This is a genomic window from Paraburkholderia sp. GAS348, from assembly GCF_050434205.1.
Classification (GTDB): Bacteria; Pseudomonadota; Gammaproteobacteria; order Burkholderiales; family Burkholderiaceae; genus Paraburkholderia.
In genome coordinates this window covers 217,180-242,039 of the sequence record NZ_JBNPVT010000010.1, presented here as the reverse complement: position 1 = coordinate 242,039, position 24,860 = coordinate 217,180, and the positions used below count along the sequence as shown (strand labels likewise).

Below are 24,860 nucleotides of genomic sequence, written 5' to 3'. Positions count from 1 at the left end.
AGGGCATGTGATGGCTGATGAGAAGGAAGTGGCCCGCGTGATCGCCACGCCTGCTGCGGTCGATTTGATCGAAAAGCTATGCGCCGAACACGGGGCCGTGTTGTTTCACCAATCCGGTGGATGCTGCGACGGCAGCGCGCCGATGATGTTTCCCCAGAGTGAGTTCATGGTCGGCTCGTCCGATGTGAAACTCGGCGCGATTGCCGGCGTGCCGTTCTACATGAGCGAATCGCAGTTCGAATACTGGCAGCACACGCAGTTGATCATCGACGTGGTGCCGGGCAATGGCGGAATGTTTTCTTTGGAACGGCCGAGCGGGTTGCGGTTCTTGACGCGTTCGCGACTGTTCGAGGATAACGAGAATGCGTGGCTCGAAACGCATCCGGTGGAACGGGTGGATGCTTAGCGTTTTAATGTCACGCTTGAGTTCGGATTGTCATTGACTGCGGGAGTGCTCGTTAGCAGTGCGTCGCTAATTTGAATCGTCGCCGACTGCGGGCACTGTCGGTGTACTCGCCAGCAGTGCGTCGCTATCGTCCTTCAGACCGACACCCGTGAGACCGAGGCGCCTTGCATGCGTCAGAAGGTAATGCAACTTGTGCGCGGCCAATGGATAGTCCAGACCTTCAGGCCGCACGTTCGAAATGCAGTTGCGTTGCGCATCGCTGCAGCCCACCTTAGGCGCGTAAGTCAGATAGACGCCGAGGCTATCCGGCGAACTCAAACCTGGACGCTCCCCGATCAGCATCACCACCAGCTTGGCATTGAGCAACTCGCCGATCTCGTCACCGAGCGCGACGCGTGCCTGACGCGCGACGACGACGGGGCCGATCTTCCAATCGGCCAGACGCGGAATGACAGCTTGCAGCAGCGGGATCGATTGCTTCGACGCAGCGAATGCAGAGAGGCCGTCGGCGATGACGAAGACCACTTCGGGTGAATCGACCTTGAGTTGTCCAAGCGCTGTGCGGCTTTCGTCGCTTAAACGCCTCCCGAGATCAGGGCGCCGCAAATAATGCTCGCGATCGGGCGCGGCACTATGCACATCCAGTGTGCTGAAATTTTGCGCGCGCAGCTGTTCGTGCAGCACGTCCGTATCGAGCGGATGATGCACCGCGTCGCGCGCCTGCGCATGCGAAAGGTTGAACGCCAGCAACGGCGCAGTCGGCAAACTATTGCCAGCGCGGCCCAGCGCGATCCGCGCGTTGGTGAACTGCCGCAGCGCGTTCCATGGATTCTTTTCGAGGAAGTCGCTCATGCGATACCCAGCCAGTCATTCGCGCCTTCCAGCAGCGGTTGCTGTGACGATGCACTCAGCAAAGCACCACGAGCGTCGGTGATCTGCATCGACTCCAGCCATTCTTCGAATTCCGGTGCACGGCGCAGGCCGAGCACGTCGCGCACGTAGAGGGCGTCGTGGAATGACGTGCTTTGATAGTTGAGCATCACATCGTCCGCGCCGGGAATGCCCATGATGAAGTTGATGCCCGCCACGCCCAGTAGCGTGAGCAGGTTATCCATGTCGTCCTGATCGGCTTCGGCGTGATTCGTATAGCAGATGTCGCAACCCATCGGCACGCCAAGCAGCTTGCCGCAGAAGTGGTCTTCGAGGCCCGCGCGCGTGATCTGCTTGCCGTCGTACAAATATTCCGGTCCGATGAAACCGACCACTGTGTTCACCAGAAACGGATTGAACTTGCGCGCGACGGCATAGGCGCGTACTTCGCACGTCTGTTGATCGACGCCGAAATGCGCATCGGCCGACAAGGCACTCCCCTGCCCGGTTTCGAAATACATCAGGTTATTGCCGACGGTGCCACGCTTCAACGACAACCCTGCTTCATACGCTTCCTGCAACAGCGCAAGCGAAATACCGAAACCCGCATTCGCTTTCTCCGTGCCGGCAACCGACTGAAACACGAGATCGACCGGCGCGCCTTTTTCGATCGCCGCGATCGTGTTGGTGACGTGGGTCAGCACACACGATTGCGTCGGCACCTGATAGCGCTGGCGGAAGTCGTCGATCATCAGCAACAGCTTGGTGATCGCGGCGAGATTGTCGCTGGCTGGGTTGATGCCGATCATCGCGTCGCCGCAGCCGTACATCAGGCCGTCTAGCATCGATGCGGCAATGCCTTTGACATCATCGGTCGGATGATTCGGTTGCAGACGCACCGACATATGACCCGGCAAGCCGACCGTATTGCGAAAGCGCGTGATCACCGGACGTTTGCGCGCCGCCGCGATCAGATCCTGGTTGCGCATCAGCTTCGAGACCGCCGCCACCATTTCCGGCGTGAGGCCGGCGGTGATGCGCGTAAGCGCGTCCGCATCGGTCGTGCTGCTCAACAGCCAGTTGCGGAAATCGCCGACCGTCAGATGCGAGATCTCAGCGAACGCTTGCGGCGAGTGATCGTCGATCACGAGGCGCGTGACCTCGTCGCTTTCGTACGGGATCAACGCTTCGTTGAGAAACGTGCGCAGCGGCACCTGCGCGAGTGTCATCCTGGCCGCGACGCGCTCTTCTTCGCTCGCCGCTGCGACGCCCGCGAGCTGGTCGCCTGAACGCAGCGGACTGGCTTTCGCCATCAACGTTTTCAGGTCGGCGAAACGATACGTGCGGCTGCCAATTGTCTCGGTGTAGCTCATCTTCACGACTCCATCGCCGCTGCTTGCGCAGCGGCTCGATCCGTCACTCTTCGAGCAGAACGTCTGCCGGCGCTGCTTCGCGTTGATGGCGCGTCAACAGGAAGTAGACATAGCCGAGCGCGAGGAAGATCGCGAACACAATGGCCACCAGAAAATTGAAGTAGACCATCGTGCCCAGACAAATCACCGCAGCCACCAGCGCGAACGCCGGAAAGAACGGAAACAGCGGCGCGCGGAACGGGCGCTCCATGTTCGGGTCCGAGCGGCGCAGCTTGAACAGCGACAACATGCTGATGATATACATCACGATAGCGCCAAATACCGACATCGTCACGATGTTCGCCGTCAGCGTCTGACCGCCGAACTGGATCAGCTCGTCGCTATAGATCGCGGCGATGCCGACTACGCCACCCGCAATGATCGCGCGATGCGGCGTCTTGAAGCGCGGATGCACTTTCGAGAGCCACTCCGGCAGATAACCCGCGCGGGCCAGCGCGAAGATCTGCCGCGAATAGCCGAGGATGATGCCGTGAAACGACGCGACGAGCCCGAACAGACCGAGCCACACCAGCATATGCATCCAGCCGCTATGTTCGCCGACGATGAATTTCATGGCTTGCGGCAACGGATCGTTGATGTTCGACAGCTTGGTCCAATCGCCGGCGGCACCTGCGAACACCATCACGCCGATGGCGAGCAGCACCAGCGTCAGAATGCCGGCGACGTAGGCGATCGGAATCGAACGCTTGGGATTCTTGGCTTCTTCGGCGGCCATCGCGACACCTTCGATTGCGAGGAAAAACCAGATGGCGAAGGGAATGGCCGCGAACATGCCGTGGAACGAGCCCATGCTGAAGATATCCGCGCCCGACCAGCCGCCTTTCGTGAAGTTCGACCACTGAAAGCCGGGCGACACGACGCCCATGAACACCAGCAATTCGAAGATCGCGAGCAGCGTCACGCACAACTCGAAGGCTGCGGCGATCTGCACGCCGACGATATTCAACGCCATGAAGACGAGATACGCGCCCATCGCCGCGTGTTTGGGTTCGAGACCCGGAAACTGCACGTGCAGATAGGCGCCGATCGCGAGTGCAATCGCGGGGGGTGCGAACACGAATTCGACTAAGGTCGCCGCGCCCGCCAGATAACCGCCGGTTGGGCCAAAAGCGTGACGCGCGTAGGCGAACGGGCCGCCCGCCTGCGGAATCGACGTGGTGAGTTCGGTGAAACTAAAAATGAAAGTGGTGTACATGGCCGCGATAAAAACCGCCGTGATGACAAAGCCAAGCGTGCCGGCGCTCGCCCAGCCATAGCTCCAGCCGAAATACTCGCCGGAAATGACCAGACCGACCGCGATTCCCCACAGTTGCCACGTGCCGAGCGTCTGCTTCAACTCGTGATGCGTGACTTTACCGACGTGCTGACTTTTGGATTCTGATTTCATCGGGCGCTCCTGATGTTGCCGCTTGCTCGACGCCGCAAGACTTTGCGGTGCATAGGCGGACAGGCTTCAACCGATGGTAGTGAGCCATTATTCGAGGTGTTATCGAAATTCGGCAAAGTTCGGGCGCGTTTGTGTGAGTGGGTGCTTAACTCCGTTTACGTGCGGTAGGTGAGATTCGCAGGATTTGGTAAATGGGGACGTGGTACTTTGGTTCGCATCCGCTCGGCAGTCTTCTTTCGGTTAATTAACGGAGATCTGTTTGCCGTTTGTTTGAAGGCTTTGCAGGGCCTGTGCTGCCTTTGTGCATGTTTACGCAGCGTGCTTTCCGGATGCCTCTCTGGTTTTTATAGTCTTTGTATATGTATACGTAGTAATAGTTAACAAGCATCCCACCTGGCTGTGGATAACTTGATTCTTCGTTTACGGATCAAGGGGCTGCGGAATCGATAACCCTGCGGAGCGTAGGCGAACAGGGGCAAGGAGCCAGGGAGAACTTTTGGCTGAGCCGGCGGGGTCGCGGATTTATCAAAGTTTCGCCCACAACGTGTCAGGTGGCTTGTACAAAAGTTGTCCAGAGGGGGCTGTGGATAAGTGGATTGACTTATCCAGCGCTCAGTCCGCTAGCTCGTACGACGTGCTGCGGCCCCCTGCTGCTGATTTTTTCAACACGCCGAATGTGACGAGTTCGCTGATGTCGCGCAACGCGGTATCCGGTGAACACTTCGCAATGGCTGCCCACTTGCTGCTGGTTAACTTGCCGTCAAAACCGTCAATCCTTACACCCGGGCCGCGGTGTACGCACAAAAAAAAGCGCCTGCGGTCATTCGCAAGCGCTTGTCTTGTCGTATCCAAGAGCAAATAGCGGTGAAGATATAACTTGAATACACACACTCAAGTACTCAGCGGTCGGAAATCGCTAGACCTAAGGCCACATCCACTTTCCTAATAGGCGGATTTTCGCGCTCGATACCTCTAGTAATTATTAGCGATTTTCTCTTCAGTTTCCGCTATTTGCAGTGTATTTTCTTTGCTCCATATACGCTGTAGCGAGACTCAAAACGTGAGATTTTTGGGCCCGTCGGACAACACGCTGCGGACTGTGGGACGCATCGGATGAGATTTGGGGAAGCATCGCGTGAGATTTTTTTGCACGCAGCTGAACCGGCATGACAGCGGGGTACCTTCCTGGCGAAGCTCTCCCATCGCCATCGCCCATAGGGCCGTCGTGAGCGACCCATCTCGATGCACGCCGGCGGTCAAGAAATGTCCAAGTTTCTGAGACTGGCCTACTCACGCGCCACGCAGACAGCGATGGCTGTTTAACGAAGCAACTACCGAGTTAAACCCCTCTCTATTTCGTCTCAGGCCAGCCGTTTCAGTGACTGGTCGAGGCGTCGGCGTCTGCCCGTCGCAACCCGACCTCGAGGGCACTCATGAAATCCCCCCGCCTCTGTCTCGCCTGTGGCAACGCGTTCGTGCCGCTGCTGCATGTTCCTCGTCAGCGCTACTGCTCATCGGAAGCTTGCCAGCGCGCCCGTCGACGCGACTGGCAGAACCACCGGCTCCGTATCGACCGCGACTATCGCGACAACCAGGCCCGTGCTCAGGCGAGATGGCGCGCAGGCCACGCCGACTATTGGCGCGAATATCGAGCTGCACATCCGGCGTATCGAGAGCGCAACAGCAGCATGCAGCGGATGCGCAATGCACGACGGAGTTTCAAGCCGATTGCAAAGATGGATGTCATCGAACTCCCTCGGCCGCTGGGCTCTGGCTTCTACGTACTGCGTCATGCGGATGATGCCGGCGCTGCAAAAATGGACGTGTGGACCGTCCACATAGCCGTGCTGTCTGCGCCGACAGCACCGCCCATATGATTGCAAAGAGATGACGTGATACACATTGGCGTCGGGCCTGCTACCTTTGCCTTGTCACCGTTCGCTTTCAAACGCCACCGCCTGATGTGAAGCCGCGGCGTTCGCATTTGGGGCTCCCCTTGCGCCCGGTGCCTGCCGCGTGTCTGTATCTGAGTTGCGGAGCGGAGAATGTCATTCAATAACGCGGGTGCAGCAGTCGTAGCCGGCTCCCTGGCAGGACGGGCAGCTGAGTACGTCCGCATGTCGACCGAACACCAACAGTATTCGACCGAGAATCAGCGCGACCGGATTCGAGACTACGCAACCCGCCGCGGATTCGAAATCGTCCGCACATATGCCGATGAGGGTAAAAGCGGTCTTCGAATCGACGGTCGCCATGCACTTCAAACTCTCATCTCCGATGTCGCCAATGGCAAGGCCGATTTCTGCGTAATCCTCGTCTATGACGTGAGTCGCTGGGGGCGATTCCAGGATGCCGACGAGAGCGCGTATTACGAGTACATCTGCCGCCGTGCTGGCATCCAGGTTGCGTACTGCGCCGAGCAGTTCGAGAACGACGGGTCGCCTGTCTCGACCATCGTGAAAGGGGTAAAGCGGGCAATGGCTGGCGAGTACAGCCGCGAATTGTCGGCGAAGGTTTTCGCGGGCCAGTGCCGTTTAATTGAGATGGGCTTCCGACAAGGAGGCCCAGCCGGTTATGGGCTTCGCCGGGTATTGGTCGATGAGCACGGACTCATGAAAGCGGAGCTGTGTCGGGGCGAACATAAAAGCCTGCAGACGGACCGGGTAATTCTCATGCCGGGGCCGGAAAGCGAGGTGCGAATTGTCAATCTAATCTATAACTGGTTTATCGACGAGTCACTCGACGAATACGAAATCGCGGCTCGCCTGAATGGCATGCACGTGCGGACCGACCTTGACCGGGAGTGGACACGAGCCACGGTACGGGAAGTATTGACCAACGAGAAATACATCGGCAACAACGTATACAACCGGGTGTCGTTCAAGCTGAAAAAAATGAGGGTGGCCAACACGCCCGACATGTGGATTCGAAAGGAGGCGGCATTTCAGGCAATCGTGCCAAGCGAAACGTTCTACACCGCTCAGGGCATCATGAGAGCGAGAGCGCGTCACTACTCAAATGAGGAGCTAATCGAGCGACTGCGCAACCTGTTCCGCAGTCGCGGTTTTCTGTCCGGCGTAGTGATTGATGAAACAGATGGCATGCCTTCTACGTCGGTCTATGTGTACCGATTCGGCAGTTTAATTCGTGCGTATCAGGCAGTCGGTTTTACCCCCGGCCGAGATTATCGATACATTGAGGCCAACCGCCTCCTGCGACAACTGCATCCGGAAATCATTGCGCAGACGGAGAGCAAAATCGCGGATTTGGGCGGCACGGTGATACGCGACCCTGCAACCGACCTGCTCACGGTCAACGACGAGTTCACGGCCTGCATCGTGCTCGCGCGCTGCCAGGCGCATGACAATGGCCGCAATCATTGGAAGGTGCGCTTCGATACGAGCCTCCTGCCGGATATCACAGTCGCAGTGCGGCTCGACCAGACGAATGCTTCGGCGCTGGACTACTACCTGTTACCACGTCTGGATTTTGGACAACCGCGTATTCATCTCGCCGACCAGAATCCAATCGAATTTGAGAGTTATCGCTTCGATACATTGGACTACCTCTATGGCATGGCCGAGCGCGCCCGTCTCAGGAGAGTAGCGTGAACTCGCGACAGCAGCCCGGAGAAATCCGGATGGTCCCCGTCAATCAGATTGAAGTCATCAATCCGCGAGAACGTAACGCTCGGGTTTTCCATGAAATCGTCGACAACATCAAGACCATCGGTCTCAAGAAACCTATCGTGGTCACGCCGCGAGCAACGGCCAGCGGCATAGAAAAGTACCTCCTTGTTTGCGGCGAGGGGCGATTGAAGGCGTTCCGCTCGCTTGGGGAAGCGACTATTCCCGCGCTCGTGGTAAGCGTCAGCGACGAGGACGCGTTCGTGATGAGTCTGACGGAAAACATAGCGCGTCGGCAGTGTCGCCCACTCGAACGGCTTGCCGGCATTCGGCAATTGCAGGAGCAGGGATACGCGCCGAAGGTCATTGCCGAAAAGACAGGACTTACGCCGACTTACGTTCACGGCATCCTCACGCTGCTGCGCCAGGGAGAAGAGAGACTTGTCGTTGCGGTGGAGAAAGGCCTCGTCCCTCTGAATGCGGCCCTTATGATTGTTGGCGCCGGCGACGACGATACTGAAATGCAAGCAGCACTCCAGGAGGCCTATGAGTCGGGCAAATTGCGGGGCAAGCAACTGATGAACGCTCGCCGTGTCATCGAGCGCAGAAAAGCACTCGGGCGAAGCACTGCGCACAATATGACGAGCAAGTCTGCCGCCGTCACGACATCGAGTCTCGTGCGGACGTACGAGCGCGAGGTAGAACGTCAGAAATCCATGGTCAGAAAAGCCGAATTCACACAACAGCGGTTGCTGTTTGTCGTCGGTGGATTGAGGCAACTGCTCGCCGATGAGAACTTCATCAACCTCTTGCGCGCGGAGGGACTGGCCAGTCTGCCGAAGTATCTTGCCGAACGCGTTTGGCCAACCGGGAGTGCCACATGACTGGCGTAACCCTTGGATTCATCCCCGAGCCGTTGTCGGTACCGGTCTCCAGCATCTTGCCATCGCGCAGAATCCCGTCATCCGTGGTCGAATCGCGTAAATTCAAGCAGATACGAACCTCCATTGAGGAAGTCGGCCTGATAGAACCGCTCTCTGTAACGCCTGCGGACCAGTCTTCCGGCCAGCATGTTCTGCTGGATGGGCATCTACGCTTACTTGCCATCCAGGACTTGGGGCACGAGCGGGCTGCCTGCCTTGTCGCGACCGATGACGAGAGCTACACCTATAACAACCGGGTCAATCGCCTCTCGACAATCCAGGAGCACTATATGATTCGGCGTGTAATTGACAGAGGCGTATCGCCCGAACGATTGGCGAAAGCTCTTTCCGTGGATGTATCCCAGATTATAAAGAAGATGTCTCTGCTCGACGGCGTGTGCCCAGAGGCGGCTGAACTTCTCGGAGACCGGCAGTTCTCGCCGGAGCTTGTTCGCGCTATTCGCAAAATGAAGCCCACGCGGCAGGTCGAATGCGTTGAGCTGATGGTGGCTGCGAACAATGTTTCAGTGTCCTACGCCGAGGCATTGCTGGTGGCAACGCCCGCAGCGCGGCTTGTGGAGGGCAAGAAGCCGCGCAAACTGACCGGAGTTAGCCCTGAGCAGATGGCGAAAATGGAGCGGGAAATGAGCAATCTGCAGGGGCAGTACAAGCTCGTGGAACAGACTTACGGTCAGGACGTGTTAAATCTAGTGCTTGCGAAAGGGTTTCTCGCGAAGCTCGTCGAAAACGAATCTGTCCGGCAATACGTTACCCAACGCCATCCGGATTTGATGGCGGAATTCGAGTCCATCATTGCAACCATTTCTCTCGACCAGCAGCAATTCAGCGCGGTTCTCTAGGCCGGCCTGAACGTGAGCAGTTGATGCGGCATCATCACTCTGCACGGCTGCCCACGCAGCGAAATCAGTTGCGAATCCAGCAGGCCCCGGTCAATCCAGTGCGAGACGCTTTCCCCCTTCCAGCCACTGACTTGCGATAACTGCTGAATCGACATTCCCCCCTCAAGCAGAGGCGTTCCAAAACACGAGGCGACCTCCACACGGCGAAAAAGTCGGCGCCCGCGAACCACGGCCTTCTTCGCTCAAAAGCGACCCTCGTGCGGCTCGACAGCGGCCTTCCAGGTTGAGCAATTGAGTCGAAGCGGCAGACCAGAAATTGACGCAAAGCGCTGCCGCCCTTCAGTTTGTCGAATCTCTGCCGATAATGCGGTCGGCGAACCAGCCTGGATGGGTTCCTTACTCGTGGCGCAAGTTGCTATAGCAGGAAGGTCCCGTATAACTATGAGAAGAAATGCTAAAGCTTACCTTTTATCAGAATTCGGAAGGCGCAATCGTCGGAAACTTGGACAGTGGTGACCGGCGTCTGCTGGCCACGACGCATCCCGCAACGATTGCTGCGGCAATATTTGCGCTGGACGAGTACGAACTGGAGGTCGCGACTGTCACAGGTTCCATACGGGTTTCGATTCCCATCGAGACTGAGGTACTTGACCCACTAGAGGCAATCATGGCGAGTTCCGATATGGGCAAGTTTATGAGCGGCTTCGCGACGTTTTCCCGTTTGGATTTCGCCAATCCATCGCAATTCGATACGTCGGCGGATGTGCATTTCCGCACCGCCGTTCACCATCTTCCGAATGAGTTAGTGAAGCTTCGGCCTGCAGAGCCTGCACCGAAAGATTTTTCGGCCGAACTGAAAAACCGCAACCAATACATCTATTTCCCTGACTGTTGATTCTGAAACCGCGTCGTCCGACGCTTTCAGACGCGCCGCAGTTCAAGCCCAGCGAGACGGACAATTACGGCATGGAACACAGCGGGTTCGTATGACGCGCCATGGCGGCCGTCGGCTCCGGTCGACGGCTTTCACAAGTTCGACGTCGGGCGCGTGAGCGAATGTCCCAGCAAATCGGACTCAAACAACGCAGTGAGGTATCGTCGCTTGCAACAATATGGCTCATATGGCGACGGAGTTGTGTCCACGGGGGCTAACGCATTCCACAAGCACACCTCAGGTGAGTGCATGCCGCGCCAACAAAACCGAACTAGTTGCTCGGTTCGTCAACGCGCTGCTACGAAGACGGCTCGCGTTGGTCGCTAAACTCAAACTTCGAGTTTTTAACGTATTGACGCAGTTCTCCGGATTGCCGATACCCTAAACGACCCACGTGTTGCTACGTATAAGTGCGGCCCAACCATGTTTCCACCGGCGCATAAATCGCCTGCCGGGACACGCACGCGGTTCGGAGTATCGCTCATCCGGATTTGATGGGGGAGTTCGAGTCCATCATTGCAACCATTTCTCTCGACTAGCAGCAATTCAGTGCGGTCCTCTATTCGAACCCTGACATAGCGGCGGTCCACATCCCTTGCGACGCGCTGCGAGATGAGCGCGGTCGCTTAGAGGCGAAGACTGATGAAGAGAAATCAGTCAGTGGCGAACTCAATCAGATAACCAAGGGGCCATGACGCGACTTTCAACCAGAGTTGCGAGCAAGCATCGCGCGACATCGTTCCAACTCCTTTGCGAGCAAATTTATTTCGGCTTGCATACCGGCTGCCCGGCGTAGAAGCTGACCAATTGCGTACCAGTATCCGTACCCTAAATCACCGTCCGCCATGGACAGTTCGTGAATCTTCTGAAGCGCAATCTCAAGGTCCAGATTATTTTCCGAAAGCATATGTCCCTCCTCCGTCGTGACGGGTTATGGTTTCACGGTCAGGCTGCCGGACATCGTTGGTTGGCCTGCCTATTCGCAAAGACATTTTGGGAAGCCATCGACGCCCATGTCGTTCGCTGACATAGCTCGTCTGCGCAGCAGCATGACGATGACAGCGACGGTAAATGTCGCTGCAAGCACCGAGACGCCGCCACCGAACCACATCGCGACGCGGTCGATGTTCTTCTGTGATGAAGCGAAGTGAAGTAGCCATTCAGAAATGCGATTGAGCCGCTTCACGTTTTACCTCCTCTGACTCCGGAATCTTCCGCGACATTTCGGCGTCAGGACCTTTCGCTGGTCGTCCAACGCCGATACGGCGGTAGCGGATGTGGACATCGGCCTACCCGCCAGCGCGAAGATTTCTGGCGCCCGTAAAGTCAATCGCTCGCATTCCCGCTTCCTTCGCCATTCGCTGCAGCCAGCAGTAGCTCACGCGTGCGCTTCATCAGCCAGGCCACCTCGCCGCGAGAAAAATCCCATTTGCCGGCGCCGACTTTCGCTTTCAGACCTTTCTCGACCCGCCCCAATGCGTCGTCCAGCGACAGGCCAGACGCAGACATCTTTCGCGACGCGTACTCCGTGAGCTGACCGGCAAGGTCCTCGCACGCGTCATAACGTGTCCACACCTCTTCGTCTGTAAGACCGGTGTGATACCGCCCGTCTATCTCGCGCACGAGAAGCTTGAGCCGCGCACCGGGCAAAGCTCCAGGCGCCGGCTCTTTCGGGAAATCGTCAGGAACCAGATGCCGTCCGGTCATCATCTTCTCCTTGATTGCGTATATCGTCAGAATCGAGCCGGCCGGGGGAGCCTCTTCGACATTCTGAGGCTGCTGTTGAGACCGCCCGCCGGTGTTTCGGTGCTGCCCAGATTCCGGGTAATGCTGCGGCCGACACATCAAGGTCGATGTCGAGTGGGTAGTGCCTGAGCAGACCTAGCGCCACCGACTGGACAAGGCCGTCGATGGTTATCTCTTCGGCAGACGCGAGCATCTGCAACAGCTCTCGCGTATCAGTCACGGCTTTCGTGCGCTCATGTGGGGTCGTCATCATCAGCTCCGTCAAACAGACGTTCGGTGACGTCGGTGTATGACGTCACCTCGTACAGTTCGCTCCACCGCATCCAGACGTGGTCAACGTTCAATGACGAGCCTTTCCTGCCGACCGGCTCGTAAATACGTCCCGTCTGAGTCGTACCCTGCAAAATGACCGGGTCGAACGTCACTATCGGGGAGCTGACGCGTCCCGACGAGTCAAACATATCGACGCCAACAAAATGTCCGCTCCCGCCCTTCGTCTCGAATATGCGCCATCGAGACAACGGAATCCCCGGCAATTCGGAAGCGGGGCGTGGTCGCCAGATAGGCATCGCAGTCTCCTGGTGGGGGAAAGTCATACCTTTCGGTTCTGTCGTGGACGTGGCGGCACTACATGCGAGCCCAACCATGTGCCGACCGGCGCACACATTGCCGGTCAGGCATTGGGGTGGTTCGACGCAACGCCCGCCCGCTCATGGCGTCAACGATGCAGGCACAAACAAATCGTGCCCGGCTCTCGCACCGATAATCGCCAGCCGGCCGAGGTCGGCGATACGAATCAGCGCGCCCCGCATGGCGCCATCAGGAAGCTGTTTCGCACCGACCAGTTCGACGCCGGGCAGCAAGCGGGACAGCGCCGAGGACCTCGTATCCATGGCACGAGCCAGGTCTGCCAGCGGAACATAGGCTTGCCGGAACTCCAGCAGCTGGTGCGGCAGCACCACGCGACATGGCTGGCCACGTCGCTGAATCCGTTCCGACGCCAGTAGCCCTTCGTCCGCCCAGTGCTGGATGGACTCCCACTTCCAACCGGTCGCTTTGGCCAGTTGTTGAATCGACATGCCGGCCTCGAGCAGCGGCGTGCCGAAATACTGCGATACATCCGACCTCAGGAAGAACATTTCGCCCAGCGTCCGACCACGTACGACGGCTTTCACCTTGCCGCCTGCGATGGCCTGCATCAGTTGCTCGATAGCCCGTCGGTCCCCCATACGCCGGCTTGTCAGCTCCGCCCATGTGAGCGTCGAATCGTCAGCCACCGTAGCGGGTTGAGCCCAACTTTCCACACGCTCATATAAATCCGTGATGGACTGGCGCTCAACCGGACCGCCCTTCATCAGGTCTTCGCGCCAGCGGACGTCTGACCGGATAACACCGGCTGCTTTCATGCGCTCGAGCACGACGGGTGGAACACCCAACAATTCGCAGGCGTTGATGTCGGCAATCCAGCCGGCGCGTTGCCGCTGGACGCGTTCAACCTCAGCGCAAGGAATTTCGAACAACTGGCCACGTGTGCCAGTGCGCCGTGCGCGGTGCTCGCACTCGCCAGCGACGATGGAGTCATGCAGGCGTGAAACACTGACGCCGATAGCCTTTGCAGCATCCGGCGCGCGCATATAGCCGGTCGCATCCTCGGCCATTTCTTTGGCGGAATCCAGGCCTAGGACACAATCGGACTTCCGGGCAGCGACGTCGATGATGATGTGGAGCAGAGGCTCGAGCGTCGTGCCCTGGCAAAGCTTGCGCAGACTGATGTACCAGTCACCGAGCAACGTGTTCAGCGTGCGGGCATCCTTGCGACCGGCGGCAATGCGCTGCTCGACGTGATTGCGGAAACCCGTCGGCCAGTCGGCCAGCAAGCCTTCGAGCGGCGAGAGAAATTCGACCGCTTCGGTGACGAATTTCGGCAATGCCGCGCCGCGCGGCAACCCTGGGCGCGCCGGCTGCGCATATTGGCAGAGCGTGCGAATCACCTTCACCAGCACATTGATGTCCACGCCGTGCAGAAGCGGCTTCACGCTGCCAGGCTGCTGCCCGTTGCTCCCAATCAGCGTCGACAGCCACTGCTGCGCCCTTGTCGCGGGCACGCGCGGCAGGCTCCTCAGGTCGTGACCACACGAGCACAATCCAATGTAAAGCCGCTCCGGCGACAGGTGCTTCCCGCACGCGTCGCACTGGTCGACCAGCAGGATTCGATGTTTCGGGCATGCCGTGACATAGGTGTGTTCCCACTGGTGTCGCAGGTAAGGGGATTCAGCCAGGCACTCAGGACAAACGGCGTCAGATTGCGCGCGGTGCAGGCGTCCCCAATCCCGGCAGAGGCCTTCCTGCTTAGAGGTAAACACGGCCCATGCAGGTTCCAGGCCGAGGTTACGGGCCACGTCGTCCGTGCGCGTCAGCAACGCACGGCGGTTGCGCTCGACACCCGCCGTACTCGCGAGGTCACGCCAGCTGAAAAGCGCATTGTCTGCGGCAAGGCGTCGGTGGTAGCCCATCCCGGACTCGTCGTCCCTAGGCGTGTAGGTGAGAACGAGGCTCATTGTTTACCTCCTGATTTTTTGCGAACCGGTACGGACGTCGCGTTACTGGTCAGCACATGAACGTATGCCTGTTTCAGTGCCGCCGGCTCCACGCCCGCGTCGTCGACGTCAGAGTCCTGGAAAGCAAGTCTGTGCGGTGAGCCTGCGTGGCTGACGTATCCAGCCGCCTTCCGGCAGTCCGCGTATGTAATGGCACGCGGTGCTTCGTTCGCCATGCAACTCGCCAGCTCGCGCACGAAGTCCGCGAGCACTCCGACCAAACCTCCGGTTAGCAGATAGCTTTGCTGTGTCAGCACCCGCGTGGGCACTTCAATGGGGTAGCCTGCCGCTGAGAAAAGGCGCGCATAATTCGCGACGCACGAGTTGTAGGCCACCATCTCCTCAACAATGGTTGCGTCATACGGCAGGAAATTGAGCGCGGGACATGCGCGGCGACGCAGCTGCTCATTTGCCGAAAAAAGCCGCTCGAGTCGCGGAATGCCGAAGAGAATCAGTGTCATGCGGAGCGCGTCCGCCAGCATCTTGAGCCAGTCGCTGGCCGCGCGCGGAGGCACCCGCGAGCCTTCATCAACGAGGTGCGATATCTCGTCGAAAATCACGACACGTGTGCGGGCCAAGCGCAGCTGCGTCACCATCAGGTCGAACATCGCGCCCGCCGTCATGCTGCCGGGAACCTGGATGCCCAACGCACGCAGCACACTCTTGGGAAGTAGTTTGGCCGTTGCCGAGTGGGGCACCTCAACAACCAGTACGGGGACATGGCGCCGTCCCTCAATGCGGGTTTCAGGATAGTCACGCGACAGGTTGGCGATGAGCGAGGATTTACCCACACCGCTCGGACCAGGAACGCGAATGACTTTGGGCGCAAAACCGGCGAGCGCGTCATCGATGCGCCGTTTGAGCGCAGTCAGATGCTCCACGAACATTGAATGCGGAAGCTCGCAGGTCTCGATGTCCCTGCGTAGTTGTTGGGCTGGCGTCACAGCAGTTTTTCTCCAGTGTTTCTGTTCACGATATTCATCAAAGGCGCGTCGTCGTACGAGATGACATCGGGCTGAAGCTCTTTTGCCGGCAACGACGGATTGTTCGAAGGTGGAAGCCCAAACGGCGCTGCCGCTGAAAGCGGCCGGTCCATGGCTCGCTGGACGGCTGAGCTTTCCCTTGAGCGGCGCACGGTTTCCCTGTTTTCCTCGCGTTTGCCGCGAGTCCTAGGCTTACCGGCTTTCGCGTTTCCGGTGACCGCCTCGTCCATTTCCCGCTCGAATTGGACCTTTTCGTCCGGGGTCGTCCAGTTTTCCATGCCCGAATCGAATCGGGCCTTGGCTTCCGCAAAGGTCCATGCCGGCGTGTCCGGGCGAACGTGTTCGTGCGTCAGCGTCACGAGGTCAAGGTCATCTCCCTCGTACACGTACACCTGACGGAAATCGTCGGGGTTGTAGAGAATGTGGAGCTGCTCATGGTCACCGTACTTGGCCAGCAGGTACGACATGGCCGCCTCACCTTTGTACCTGAATCCATGCTCAAGCGTGATGCCCGTTTTCGCACTCAACACGCACAGCTTGTGTTCGTAAAGCGCAGCCATCCATTCACGACGCGGCGGCGGCAGGGTGATGGGCTGTCCCAATTCGTCGGTCTGGTAAGTCAGCCGCTCAAGCGGCGTCTTTCCCTTCACCGAATCGACGAGCAGTTCGTCCCAGCGCAGCCGGTCGAGCGGGCTGTTGACCCAGTCCTCATAGAGCCACCTGACAATCCACTTCTCGAGTGCTTCAATGTTCATCAACTCTTCGCCCAGCGCGACGGGGTCGCGCTTGCCATCTTTTCCTTCGAAGCGCGTGCAGCCGGGGAGACGTTGAAGTCCCTCCTTGAGCGACCGGTTCAGGCGCTCGATGAACGGCTTGCCTTGCGCGTGCTTTGCTTTGCAGTGCTTGACATCCATTCCCAGCTGCTCTAGGCGGACGATTCGCGCACCTTTTGTTTCCGGGCCATTATCAAAAATGACCTGTGCAGGTGTGCCATACACGTTCAGCGCGTGAGCGATGCCAAGCGCCGCGAAGCGGTCTGCCTTGGCGGGCGTCAGATACATCTCAAGGCACAACAGCGAATCCGTCTCTCGCGGCGAACCGATGACGAGATGCCACCCCACCGGATATCCGGTGCAGACATCAATCGCCAGCACCAGATAGATGGTCCGGGCGATGCCATGGGGGGTGCGCACCACGAATGGCAGGTGCAGAGCGTCCTGTTCAATTCGAGCGAATGGGAACGCCGCCCGGATACGCTTCTTCGCGGACGATTTGCCGGCGACCCGATTGTGCGGGTCCATCCGGTCGTATTCTGCGTCGACGGTCGAGTCGCCAATCCTTGCGCACACGAACTTTCGGCTGATAGCGTGCGTGGCAACATGCAGGCCACGGCGACGGGCCTCACGGTCGATGTATCTCGTGAGGTCGAGGACGGTCCACTTGGATTCCGGAACCAGGAATTCGTTCTCGATTACCTCTTTGACGAATTCGACAAGGTTTTTCGAATACCTCGCCGTTGCATTGCCTTTATTCTTGTCACCCTTGAGAACCGGCAGGCCGAGCAGTTGATTTTTGTGCGCCCGGTACAGGGTTGCGCGCGACGGAAAGGGGTTGACAATTGGCTTGTCTCCGTTTTCCATCAGATAGGCATCACAGGCCAGAGATATCGCTGCGTTAAACGACAGGCCCCGTTGGTCCCTGATGGCATCAATGCGTCGCAATGTATCGTTCAGCAGGCGCACCTTACTGTGCAATTCCGGATTGTCGTACTGGGCGGCAATGCTGACACGCGGCATTCCCTTTCGATGCAGGACCAAACTGCCTTCCGAAATCCGCGCGCGGATTTCCTCGTATTCGACATAGCGGGCCTCACGCTTCTCGGCATCGAAAAGGTGGATGGAGCCAGCATGGAGGCGACTGTCCAGCACCTCGAAGAAATTGTCCGGTTTGCCGGGCAGCGCGAACTTGTCTCCGGCGCGCAGGTCGGCCATCATGGCCGCAGCTCCTCAATCAGACAGAGGTGTCCCAGGTCGCCATACGCGGACGATAGTTCCAGCGTGGCGCAAATATGGTGATGCGCGAGGTCGGCCTGCAGAACGCCATTGGCGAGCAGCGGAGGAATCAGGCCCGCCGGAATCTGGAGGTCAGCGCACAGCGTGCGCTGCAGCACCGGGCCCGATTCGCAATAGCTTTCGACCCGGTCGATGATGTCCGGGGTCAGGTATTCGTGGGCGCGCGCTATTGCCGATTTCAACAGTTGCACGTTGACGACGACCGGGTGCCGTTCATCCGCAGGCACGACCACCGTGGATAGCGGATAGCAGTACGCCGACATTATTTCCCGGGCCCGCTCGACCTTGGCCCAGTACTGGCCATCGCCCTCGAAGCCCTGCAGCTTGACCTCGTATGCGCGCTGCAGGCCGTCGGCCTGAACGGTCGCAAAGTCTGGCGTGTACTCCGTCTGGCCATTACGACCACCACGAATCCTGCGCGCTTCGGACAGCTCCTCGCGCGTGAACAGCAGCCGCTCTCCAATCAGGTCGACGGTGAACGGTTGTTGCCTGAAGGAGCGCACGCGCGGGTCAACGCACAGCATGTGCGCTACCAGGCGTTCAGCGTCGGATTCGACGGTGATGTGGCCGCCGGCTTTTTCGGCATAGGTGCCGATGCGGGCCTTGCCATACGTCCGGGCCGTGAGCCGGACGCCAGCGTTCGCAGCACTCCGGCGGCTACGGACGCCATAGGACAGTGCGCTTCTCATTTCGCGCCTTCGTCCGCAGCCAGTAGGCGACTGCCGGTCTGCGTGCTCGTCCGGGATGCAACTGCGGCGCGTCGGGTCGGTGAATTGCTCTGTAAAGTTTTTGTCAGCATTCTGTCCTCGAAAAAATGGCTTGCTTAGGACGTGTAGAGCCTACTTTTGGGTGTCGGTCGTATACGACCGAAAATAGCCGTGAGAGAATTCCGGCACCAGAAAAAGAGAGGCTCGAGCAAGGTCGAGGGGAGTTGAACAAATGCCGCACAAGCGTGACGAGCTGCCGGCGCAGCCATATGAGCATTGGGAAAAACAGGCGAAGGGTCTGATAGAGGAACAGATGGTGCGGCGCGGCATCAGCTACAAGCAGCTTTCGCAGATGCTGGAGCGCTTGAAAATCTATGAGCCGGCCGGCCAGATAAACCGCAAAATCAATCGCAGGCGGTTCTCGGCAGCCTTCCTGTTTGCCTGTCTGCGTGCCATGGAGGTGGAGAACATCAGGGTCCCCCAGTCCAAAGAGGGACAGAACGGTGAGGAATAGGCGACTGGCTGCCCACGCCGCCGGATTCGCCCCCAGCCAGACCATCTTCATCGCCTGCTCCCGTCATACCCTCTCATTAATAGAGGGGCCTGACCGAGCAGGCGGTCAAGCGGACGAATGCAAGCTCATTTCTGGCTCTGCGTGCCGGCGTTGCACCGGCTTGGGTTTACCAACGTAGGCAATAGTTGGGAGATTTTCAAGCTGGATGGTTACTGTGGCTCGCAAACTACCTGTGACATCGATAACTTTGTCCCAGACATCAAATACGCCCTTTCTCGCACAATGCGCCGGTTGGCTCATGTACTTTGAGCCAATGATATATACGTGCCCGCGAAGTGGTGCAGCATCCGCGAGCGCTGCACGACCCCATCACTGAGCGACGGAATAGCCGCTGCGCTTTCGGACCCCTGCCTCCCTGTTCAAGCAAGTTGTCTGAGTATTTTTCGCTACAGATTAAGGTGGAGCGTTATCGAGAGCGGTGGGTTCTCCACGCAAACATCCGTCGCCCCTTCTTCCCGGAGCTCCACTCTTCGGAAGAGGCTGCATTGTGCGGGCGCCTCACGCCGTTGCCCATGATTGCAAGACTTGAAAAGTCTTTACTAATGAATTACCTATTCAAGTTGCCAACTCACTCCCCACTCACGCCAGCAGTCATTCGTCGCCTTAACTATTCTCGCGCTTCGCACGGTCTTAAGTCCGTTATAAACCCAGACAGCACAACTAATAGTATTTTTACCCAATGATACTTGGGTAATCCACTAACGCCTGCAGAGAGGCTTCCTTAACTCGGCGTAGGCAGCGAATCACGTGCCGTCCTCGCACGACTTGATGTGTACCAGTACCCGTTCGCCGGCCGGTAGCCGTCACCGCGAAACTTTCGCTTTCCGTAACCATGCACGGACCATTCATCCTGGCGTCGTTCGTTTACAAATCGTAGTAGGCCTCTCCCTGGAAATCATCGGCCGTGCAACCGATATCGCTTGAGTACCGCCTTAGGTCCAATTGATTAGGGACGCTGCGAACACGCCGTTGGACCGGCACAAAAGCATCGGGTCGCCTCGCCCTTTGGAGGAAGAGACCCGATATTTGACTAACTCGTGGCATGAAGCGCCTGCTGTTACCGAAGCTTGGGTGGCCCGGAAAATCGCGCCCGCCGGCCCAAAATGGCGCTGGCTGGCGTACGCTACGCAGCCTAAAATCGTCCGCTTGCGGCCCACTGCGCGGGAGCGTTTTCCCACGCTCGCACTTTTCGCATTTGTAAAGCCTCTTGCGTGTGTTTTCACACGAAAAATGAAGGTCCGGACGCAACCTAACGGCAAGGGATTTCCGTGAGCGACAAAAACGATATTACCTGGACTAAGCTCGCAACTCGGGTCATGCGCGCAGTCCTGGCCCGGAAGGACGAAAATTATGCTGCGCTGGCAGCCGAGTTAAGAAAACTCGGCGCGGACGAAACGGCTCGCTCCGTTGAAGGCAAGGTTCAACGAGGCAGTTTCAGATTCGCCTTCTTTCTTCAATCGCTGAGCGTGGTTGGTGCGGAGTACCCTCTGCAGTGGCGCGCCGATATTGACACACCAGGTACCTGGGAACAACGCGCGTCGCGTGTAATGCAGGTCGAGATGGGCATACGGGCCGGCATGACGTTCGTTGAACTGAGTCGCCGGCTTTGCAGCATTGGCGTCACCATTCCAGCCCACACCCTGAGCGAGCAGGTTACAACGGGCACCTATCCGCTCACACTCCTGCTTCAGTGCGCGGCCGTCCTGTGGATAACCGACGTCGAGCGATTCATCGACCGCTCGGACCTCTACGCCGCGGCTGCTGCGACCTCAACCGCCTCTCGTTAGGCACGTGGTTTGGCACCCAAAAATTTCCCTTGAAACCCTGTGCGAGGCGACTATAGTCGTATCTGTCGGCGCGTGAAAACACACGCAAAATATTTCGCCGTATCCGATAGCGTGGGTGCCATCACCACTTGCTCTGCGCGTCGCCGGAGCCCGGGCGCCGGCGAGCACACGGCGAGCGACCAGCCGAGTGCGGTCTCGGCGTTTCGCCAGAGCGTAGCGCGAGCCGTTCGCGACATTCAAGCGTGCAGGCGCCTACCTGGAAGCCGAGGGACGTGTGCGAAGAGCCAGAAATCGCGCCAGCCCGTCGCGCATCTTCGAAACGAAAGGTGGCACTCGCCATCCTGCTGGCGAACGTATCCAGAAAGGCACTCGGCGAGTGAGCTCCGCTAACTCGACCGTGATGCCGAAGACGTCCCGTCTATGCATCGTTTCTCGTCGACGGCGCCTACAATCGGCAACGCCTCGATACACATGTCGCATCTGTGGTTCGTGCGTTCGGCCGCGCGCTTCTGCTTACTCAGCGAGCGCACCCGTGAGCTCGGTGAAATTTACGTCGCTGCGGCCAATAATTGACGACAGGAGTTTCAGACAATTGTTGATAGTAGCGTGTGATTGGGCGTCGGAACTCCCGAAGACTATCGTGAAAATCTGCGCTGGAGAATTCAGTCACGGAGGTGAACTTCCAGTCGTGTGCATCGGCGAAACAGGGATTGACCCGCGATTGAATATTTGGCGACGGGCGCGTGAGGCGTTGCACGATGAACGAAATTTGTGGCCACAACGGCCGTATCCAAGGTTGCGCGAGGCGACGGTGTTTATTACGCGAGACTCAGTGCCAAGACCGAATGTGTTCGTCGAAGCGAGGTTGGACATAATTGTTGCCAAGGGCCATGCACACACCAGTGCGGTGTTTGACAACTATCCGCGCTGCGATTTGCTGCGGGTGAGAGTGAATAGCGCCGACGATGTAGTCACCGTTGTGCGCAAGGTGCTTGACGTGAACTAAACAGATGAAAGTGTTGAATCGCCCCCGGCGCCATTCGATAAATTCGACGTCCGTTAATTTCTAAAATCCGACCTTCGAAGCAGCATTAATCGTTGATAGCCAGGAGTCTCGTGGCCAGAACTCAACTCGTATTCGACGCGCGCGCACCGACCCTCTACCTAGATATAGACGGAACGTTGCATGCTGGTTCTGCGGTCATTGATGACACCGGAGTCATTACTCTTGACAGCGGACGGGAATTGTTCGAATTCGCCCCGGTACTCGTCGAACTGCTCGCCCCGCACCCGAGCATTCAGATTGTGCTGACCACATCGTGGGTGTCGCATATAGGCTGTGCCGGCGTTGTCTCTTATCTGCCCGATGCCCTACGTTATCGAGTTGTTGACGACACTACGAGAGTCAGGTCCAGGATGAGCGAAGTCCGGGACGGCACCGACCGTGTATCCAAAATCCTGCGCCACGTTTCGTCTCACGGTGTGCTGAGTTGGCTCGTGCTCGACGACCGAGCATGGGGCGTGCCGATTGGGTACGCCAGGCATTTTGTTCATCTGTCCCCCGAGAGCGGCATTAGTTCGCCCGATGCGCGTTCGCGGATTAAATCCTGGCTACGCGAATGCCAGGCGCTATAGCATCTTCGTCATGGTGCGATGCTGGGGATTGACGCAGAGTTAGAGTTAGCGCAATACGACGTGTCACCTCACATGCGGATTATTGGCGCAAACGATGGTCGTCTGCAGTGACAGCGCAACTCTTCTTCGGGCTCGCGGTGTTCTTGACCTTCCCCAAACTCGCAGTCATGTTATGCAAGACATCTCTTCCAGTCAGCTTCTTCTGCTCGCCTTCCCTTTCGCTATTGTGATTGTGGTGGGGTTGCTGGTGCTTGGGATTCGCGCGGCCGTTCGATATGTCATGGTCACTCGTGTTCAGCGAAAGAAGCCGGGAGAGCGTGATGGTTGATAAGTTCGCCGTCGCTCCGCTGGCAATGCTCGTCGTACTGATGGGCGCCGCCTTTTTCGGGCCAATAGTGGGTAGCTTGGACCTCGCAATACAAGGCAACAGGTTGACCCCACGTGGAACGCTCACTTTCCTCCGACGGGTGGGGCGCCACCGCGGGCAGTTTCAGCCGCCCGTCAAATCGACAAGATTTCGTTTCAGCGACGGGTACAGCACCGTTCCGTCGGGCAGTTCAGTTGTGAGGGAATTCATGTCGATGGACTCGTGGTATTCAGGGCGAGTCCCATCCTTCCTTTGCTCGTCAATCAGTCGGTGCAGGTCCGCCCAATGAGCAAATTTATGGATTACAAGTCGACATCTCGTGCTTCCAACATAGAGTACGGGCAAAGCGCTTCTGAACCGGCGGATGGGCTCGAGAAAAGTCTCCGCACGGAGCCAAAGAACCTTGTTCGCCAGCCCCCAGGTTGGAATCGGAATCGGATTGTCTCCGTCGTCCAAAAGGTGATAGCAAAGACCATCCGGATTCGCAATCAGCTCAGGGTGGTCGAGCCACTGGTCGTCGACTTCTACCGCGAGACACCGGTGCTCCGCCGTCCTGTCGCGCAGCGACTGAGGGAGTGCGTCTTCGGCCACCACGTAGCAGGTTGTCGCCGAGGAATGCGCGCAGCGGCGAATCTCGTCAACAATCGCGCACCCTTCATCCGTTTCCCAAGAATTGCTTTGCTGCGTATATCCTCGCTGCCCGGTCTCGATGGCGTGGATATTTCGTCCCACTATAATCCTGAGCGCCTCACGTGCTACCGCCTCCGTCACCATAGCACCGTATCCCGGACCGCCGCCTCTCCATCTCTCGTCCGCTCCGTCGTGGTTATCGAGGTAGGAAACGTAGGTTTCCTCGTCCTCATCATCCCAGTAATAGTGGTCATCAGAAAAGGTCAAACGTGCCTTCTCCATCAGAGCGCGGACCATGCCTAGCCGCTCCCCAGTTGGCGAATCGGCGATGAAGGTGCGTAGTGCATCGTCCACATGCTTCCAGACGAAACCCTCTGCGCGTTGCATCAACGATATCCGGGCCGCGATTCTCTTTTTATATTTCTTCAGCAGGTTCATGCGCCAAATTCTGGCGGCCAATTGAGGTTGGTCCTCGCATAGCCAGATGAACAGGTCCCCGGCGTCGACTGTAAGCCAGAAACAGAGGGTCTCGCATTCCCAGGTGGAATTGAGAGCTGCGAGTGAGCAGTCAGTTGCCTGCTCAAGTACCTCGGAAGCTTCATGTGAAGAAAAGTTGTCAAAATTCTGCATGCTTATGACTTTAGAAGTGGCGCGCCAAGCCGGCGCGTATTTTGTATATGCGCACGTTTTATTCAACCCGAGCGGGTTGGACAATAAAGGCGAACAAATGCTGAAAGTTACCGTTGAGCTGTGGCCAGGTGGCCGCGAGTCGAGCCGGCGCGTCATCGCGACCGCTAACATTGTGCGCATAAAAGACGGCGCGCTTGCCGACTATGAGGTGGACCTTCGCGAAGACCTGCTCGGCGAAGTGGGCGAAACGTCGACGCTGCACAGGTACCCTCGGTGGTCCGCGTCGGTGTGGGATTTGGTTGTAAGGAGCATCGCTGCTGCGCTCAATAACGGCGATGAACAATTGCCAGCAAGACCGACGCCTCCCGAAGTCCCCGTGCACGAAAGCGATGGCCTGCGATATGTGCGCCTGCGCGAAATACCTGAACCGACGCGAACGTTTTTCCGTAGAAACTTGGCTTACTCAACGCGCCCTGTCATCGAAGACGACCCAGAGCCAATGGACTGCGCGTACGCGTGGGACTGGCAAGACTTTCTGGCTGGCGCCCGATAGTTTCGCAAGCGATACCAGGTGCACTTGTGCGGCTCCTACCCCGCCGAACCAAGGCGTCGTCTCTCTCAGGCACTTTGCATTTCAGCGCCAGGTCGCGGAATGCCTCACATGCGCTAGACTGGCTTGAGCAACCGGAAGGA

At 58.1% G+C, this 24,860-nt stretch carries 24 protein-coding genes and 1 pseudogene; 11 read left to right on the top strand and 14 right to left on the bottom strand.

Annotated elements, in window-relative coordinates; all coding sequences use genetic code 11:
* Positions 1-10: 10 nt before the first annotated feature.
* On the top strand, positions 11-406 hold the full coding sequence (locus tag P3T22_RS19130; protein WP_429325818.1) for a DUF779 domain-containing protein: 396 nt from the start codon (positions 11-13) through the stop codon (positions 404-406).
* A 66-nt stretch (positions 407-472) separates the two neighbouring features.
* Here P3T22_RS19130 and eutC read toward each other — a convergent pair whose 3' ends face one another.
* The 4 genes and pseudogenes from eutC to P3T22_RS19110 form a co-directional block, all read right to left on the bottom strand.
* A complete protein-coding gene (gene eutC / locus P3T22_RS19125) occupies positions 473-1,258 on the bottom strand; it encodes an ethanolamine ammonia-lyase subunit EutC (protein ID WP_429325817.1) in 786 nt (261 codons plus the stop codon).
* Positions 1,255-2,649 (bottom strand): ethanolamine ammonia-lyase subunit EutB, encoded by a 1,395-nt coding sequence (locus P3T22_RS19120; protein WP_429325816.1) that lies wholly within the window; start codon positions 2,647-2,649, stop codon positions 1,255-1,257. The genes eutC and P3T22_RS19120 overlap by 4 nt, the downstream gene beginning before the upstream one ends.
* 43 nt (positions 2,650-2,692) lie before the next feature.
* Entirely contained in the window at positions 2,693-4,096 is a 1,404-nt protein-coding gene (eat, locus tag P3T22_RS19115; RefSeq protein ID WP_429325815.1) for an ethanolamine permease, read from the bottom strand.
* Positions 4,097-4,708: 612 nt separating this feature from the next.
* Positions 4,709-4,870, bottom strand: a pseudogene (locus P3T22_RS19110) (DUF4172 domain-containing protein); the annotation flags it as partial.
* 701 nt (positions 4,871-5,571) lie between these two features.
* Between P3T22_RS19110 and P3T22_RS19105 the strand changes: the two are divergent.
* The 5 genes from P3T22_RS19105 (at position 5,572) to P3T22_RS19085 (ending at position 10,400) form a co-directional block, all read left to right on the top strand.
* Positions 5,572-5,973, top strand: coding sequence for a hypothetical protein (locus P3T22_RS19105; RefSeq protein WP_429325814.1), 402 nt, complete (start codon positions 5,572-5,574; stop codon positions 5,971-5,973).
* Between the two features lie 168 nt (positions 5,974-6,141).
* Positions 6,142-7,707 carry a recombinase family protein gene (locus P3T22_RS19100; RefSeq protein ID WP_429325813.1) on the top strand — a complete coding sequence of 522 codons (1,566 nt, stop codon included), beginning with the start codon at positions 6,142-6,144 and terminating at the stop codon, positions 7,705-7,707.
* Complete coding sequence (locus P3T22_RS19095; protein ID WP_063494421.1) at positions 7,704-8,606, top strand: ParB/RepB/Spo0J family partition protein; 903 nt, start codon at positions 7,704-7,706, stop codon at positions 8,604-8,606. Before P3T22_RS19100 ends, P3T22_RS19095 begins: the two co-directional genes overlap by 4 nt.
* On the top strand, positions 8,603-9,505 hold the full coding sequence (locus P3T22_RS19090; protein ID WP_063494420.1) for a plasmid partitioning protein RepB C-terminal domain-containing protein: 903 nt from the start codon (positions 8,603-8,605) through the stop codon (positions 9,503-9,505). Before P3T22_RS19095 ends, P3T22_RS19090 begins: the two co-directional genes overlap by 4 nt.
* A gap of 451 nt (positions 9,506-9,956) precedes the next feature.
* Positions 9,957-10,400, top strand: a complete 444-nt coding sequence (locus tag P3T22_RS19085; protein WP_429325812.1) for a hypothetical protein — start codon at positions 9,957-9,959, stop codon at positions 10,398-10,400.
* A 742-nt stretch (positions 10,401-11,142) separates the two neighbouring features.
* Here the strand turns inward: P3T22_RS19085 and P3T22_RS19080 are convergent.
* The 9 genes from P3T22_RS19080 to P3T22_RS19040 all read right to left on the bottom strand — a co-directional run bounded on the left by P3T22_RS19080 (position 11,143) and on the right by P3T22_RS19040 (position 18,526).
* Positions 11,143-11,346 (bottom strand): hypothetical protein, encoded by a 204-nt coding sequence (locus P3T22_RS19080; protein ID WP_429325811.1) that lies wholly within the window; start codon positions 11,344-11,346, stop codon positions 11,143-11,145.
* A gap of 69 nt (positions 11,347-11,415) precedes the next feature.
* Positions 11,416-11,625: a hypothetical protein gene (locus P3T22_RS19075; RefSeq protein ID WP_429325810.1), complete on the bottom strand. Its 210-nt coding sequence runs from the start codon at positions 11,623-11,625 to the stop codon at positions 11,416-11,418.
* 140 nt (positions 11,626-11,765) lie between these two features.
* Positions 11,766-12,146 (bottom strand): hypothetical protein, encoded by a 381-nt coding sequence (locus P3T22_RS19070; RefSeq protein ID WP_429325809.1) that lies wholly within the window; start codon positions 12,144-12,146, stop codon positions 11,766-11,768.
* A complete protein-coding gene (locus P3T22_RS19065; RefSeq protein ID WP_429325828.1) occupies positions 12,121-12,378 on the bottom strand; it encodes a hypothetical protein in 258 nt (85 codons plus the stop codon). Before P3T22_RS19065 ends, P3T22_RS19070 begins: the two co-directional genes overlap by 26 nt.
* A gap of 40 nt (positions 12,379-12,418) precedes the next feature.
* Entirely contained in the window at positions 12,419-12,754 is a 336-nt protein-coding gene (locus tag P3T22_RS19060) for a hypothetical protein (RefSeq protein ID WP_429325808.1), read from the bottom strand.
* A gap of 141 nt (positions 12,755-12,895) precedes the next feature.
* Positions 12,896-14,743 carry a TniQ family protein gene (locus P3T22_RS19055; protein WP_429325807.1) on the bottom strand — a complete coding sequence of 616 codons (1,848 nt, stop codon included), beginning with the start codon at positions 14,741-14,743 and terminating at the stop codon, positions 12,896-12,898.
* Positions 14,740-15,726 carry a TniB family NTP-binding protein gene (locus P3T22_RS19050; RefSeq protein WP_429325806.1) on the bottom strand — a complete coding sequence of 329 codons (987 nt, stop codon included), beginning with the start codon at positions 15,724-15,726 and terminating at the stop codon, positions 14,740-14,742. The genes P3T22_RS19055 and P3T22_RS19050 overlap by 4 nt, the downstream gene beginning before the upstream one ends.
* The gene (locus P3T22_RS19045; protein WP_429325805.1) at positions 15,723-17,759 is read right to left on the bottom strand and encodes a transposase; all 2,037 of its coding nucleotides are present in this window, start codon (positions 17,757-17,759) and stop codon (positions 15,723-15,725) included. Before P3T22_RS19045 ends, P3T22_RS19050 begins: the two co-directional genes overlap by 4 nt.
* Positions 17,756-18,526: a hypothetical protein gene (locus P3T22_RS19040; protein ID WP_429325804.1), complete on the bottom strand. Its 771-nt coding sequence runs from the start codon at positions 18,524-18,526 to the stop codon at positions 17,756-17,758. Before P3T22_RS19040 ends, P3T22_RS19045 begins: the two co-directional genes overlap by 4 nt.
* A gap of 250 nt (positions 18,527-18,776) precedes the next feature.
* Between P3T22_RS19040 and P3T22_RS19035 the strand changes: the two genes are divergently transcribed.
* From P3T22_RS19035 to P3T22_RS19020, 4 genes are all read left to right on the top strand, one after another.
* Complete coding sequence (locus tag P3T22_RS19035) at positions 18,777-19,058, top strand: DUF6471 domain-containing protein (protein WP_429325803.1); 282 nt, start codon at positions 18,777-18,779, stop codon at positions 19,056-19,058.
* A 1,328-nt stretch (positions 19,059-20,386) separates the two neighbouring features.
* Positions 20,387-20,905, top strand: coding sequence for a DUF6471 domain-containing protein (locus P3T22_RS19030; RefSeq protein ID WP_429325802.1), 519 nt, complete (start codon positions 20,387-20,389; stop codon positions 20,903-20,905).
* A 1,116-nt stretch (positions 20,906-22,021) separates the two neighbouring features.
* Positions 22,022-22,540, top strand: coding sequence for an HAD domain-containing protein (locus P3T22_RS19025; RefSeq protein WP_429325801.1), 519 nt, complete (start codon positions 22,022-22,024; stop codon positions 22,538-22,540).
* Between the two features lie 172 nt (positions 22,541-22,712).
* A complete protein-coding gene (locus P3T22_RS19020) occupies positions 22,713-22,868 on the top strand; it encodes a hypothetical protein (protein ID WP_429325800.1) in 156 nt (51 codons plus the stop codon).
* Between the two features lie 162 nt (positions 22,869-23,030).
* On the opposite strand, the gene P3T22_RS19015 is transcribed toward P3T22_RS19020, so the two are convergent.
* Positions 23,031-23,975 (bottom strand): hypothetical protein, encoded by a 945-nt coding sequence (locus tag P3T22_RS19015; protein WP_429325799.1) that lies wholly within the window; start codon positions 23,973-23,975, stop codon positions 23,031-23,033.
* 175 nt (positions 23,976-24,150) lie between these two features.
* Between P3T22_RS19015 and P3T22_RS19010 the strand changes: the two genes are divergently transcribed.
* A complete protein-coding gene (locus tag P3T22_RS19010; protein ID WP_429325798.1) occupies positions 24,151-24,720 on the top strand; it encodes a hypothetical protein in 570 nt (189 codons plus the stop codon).
* The last annotated feature ends 140 nt before the right edge of the window (positions 24,721-24,860 follow it).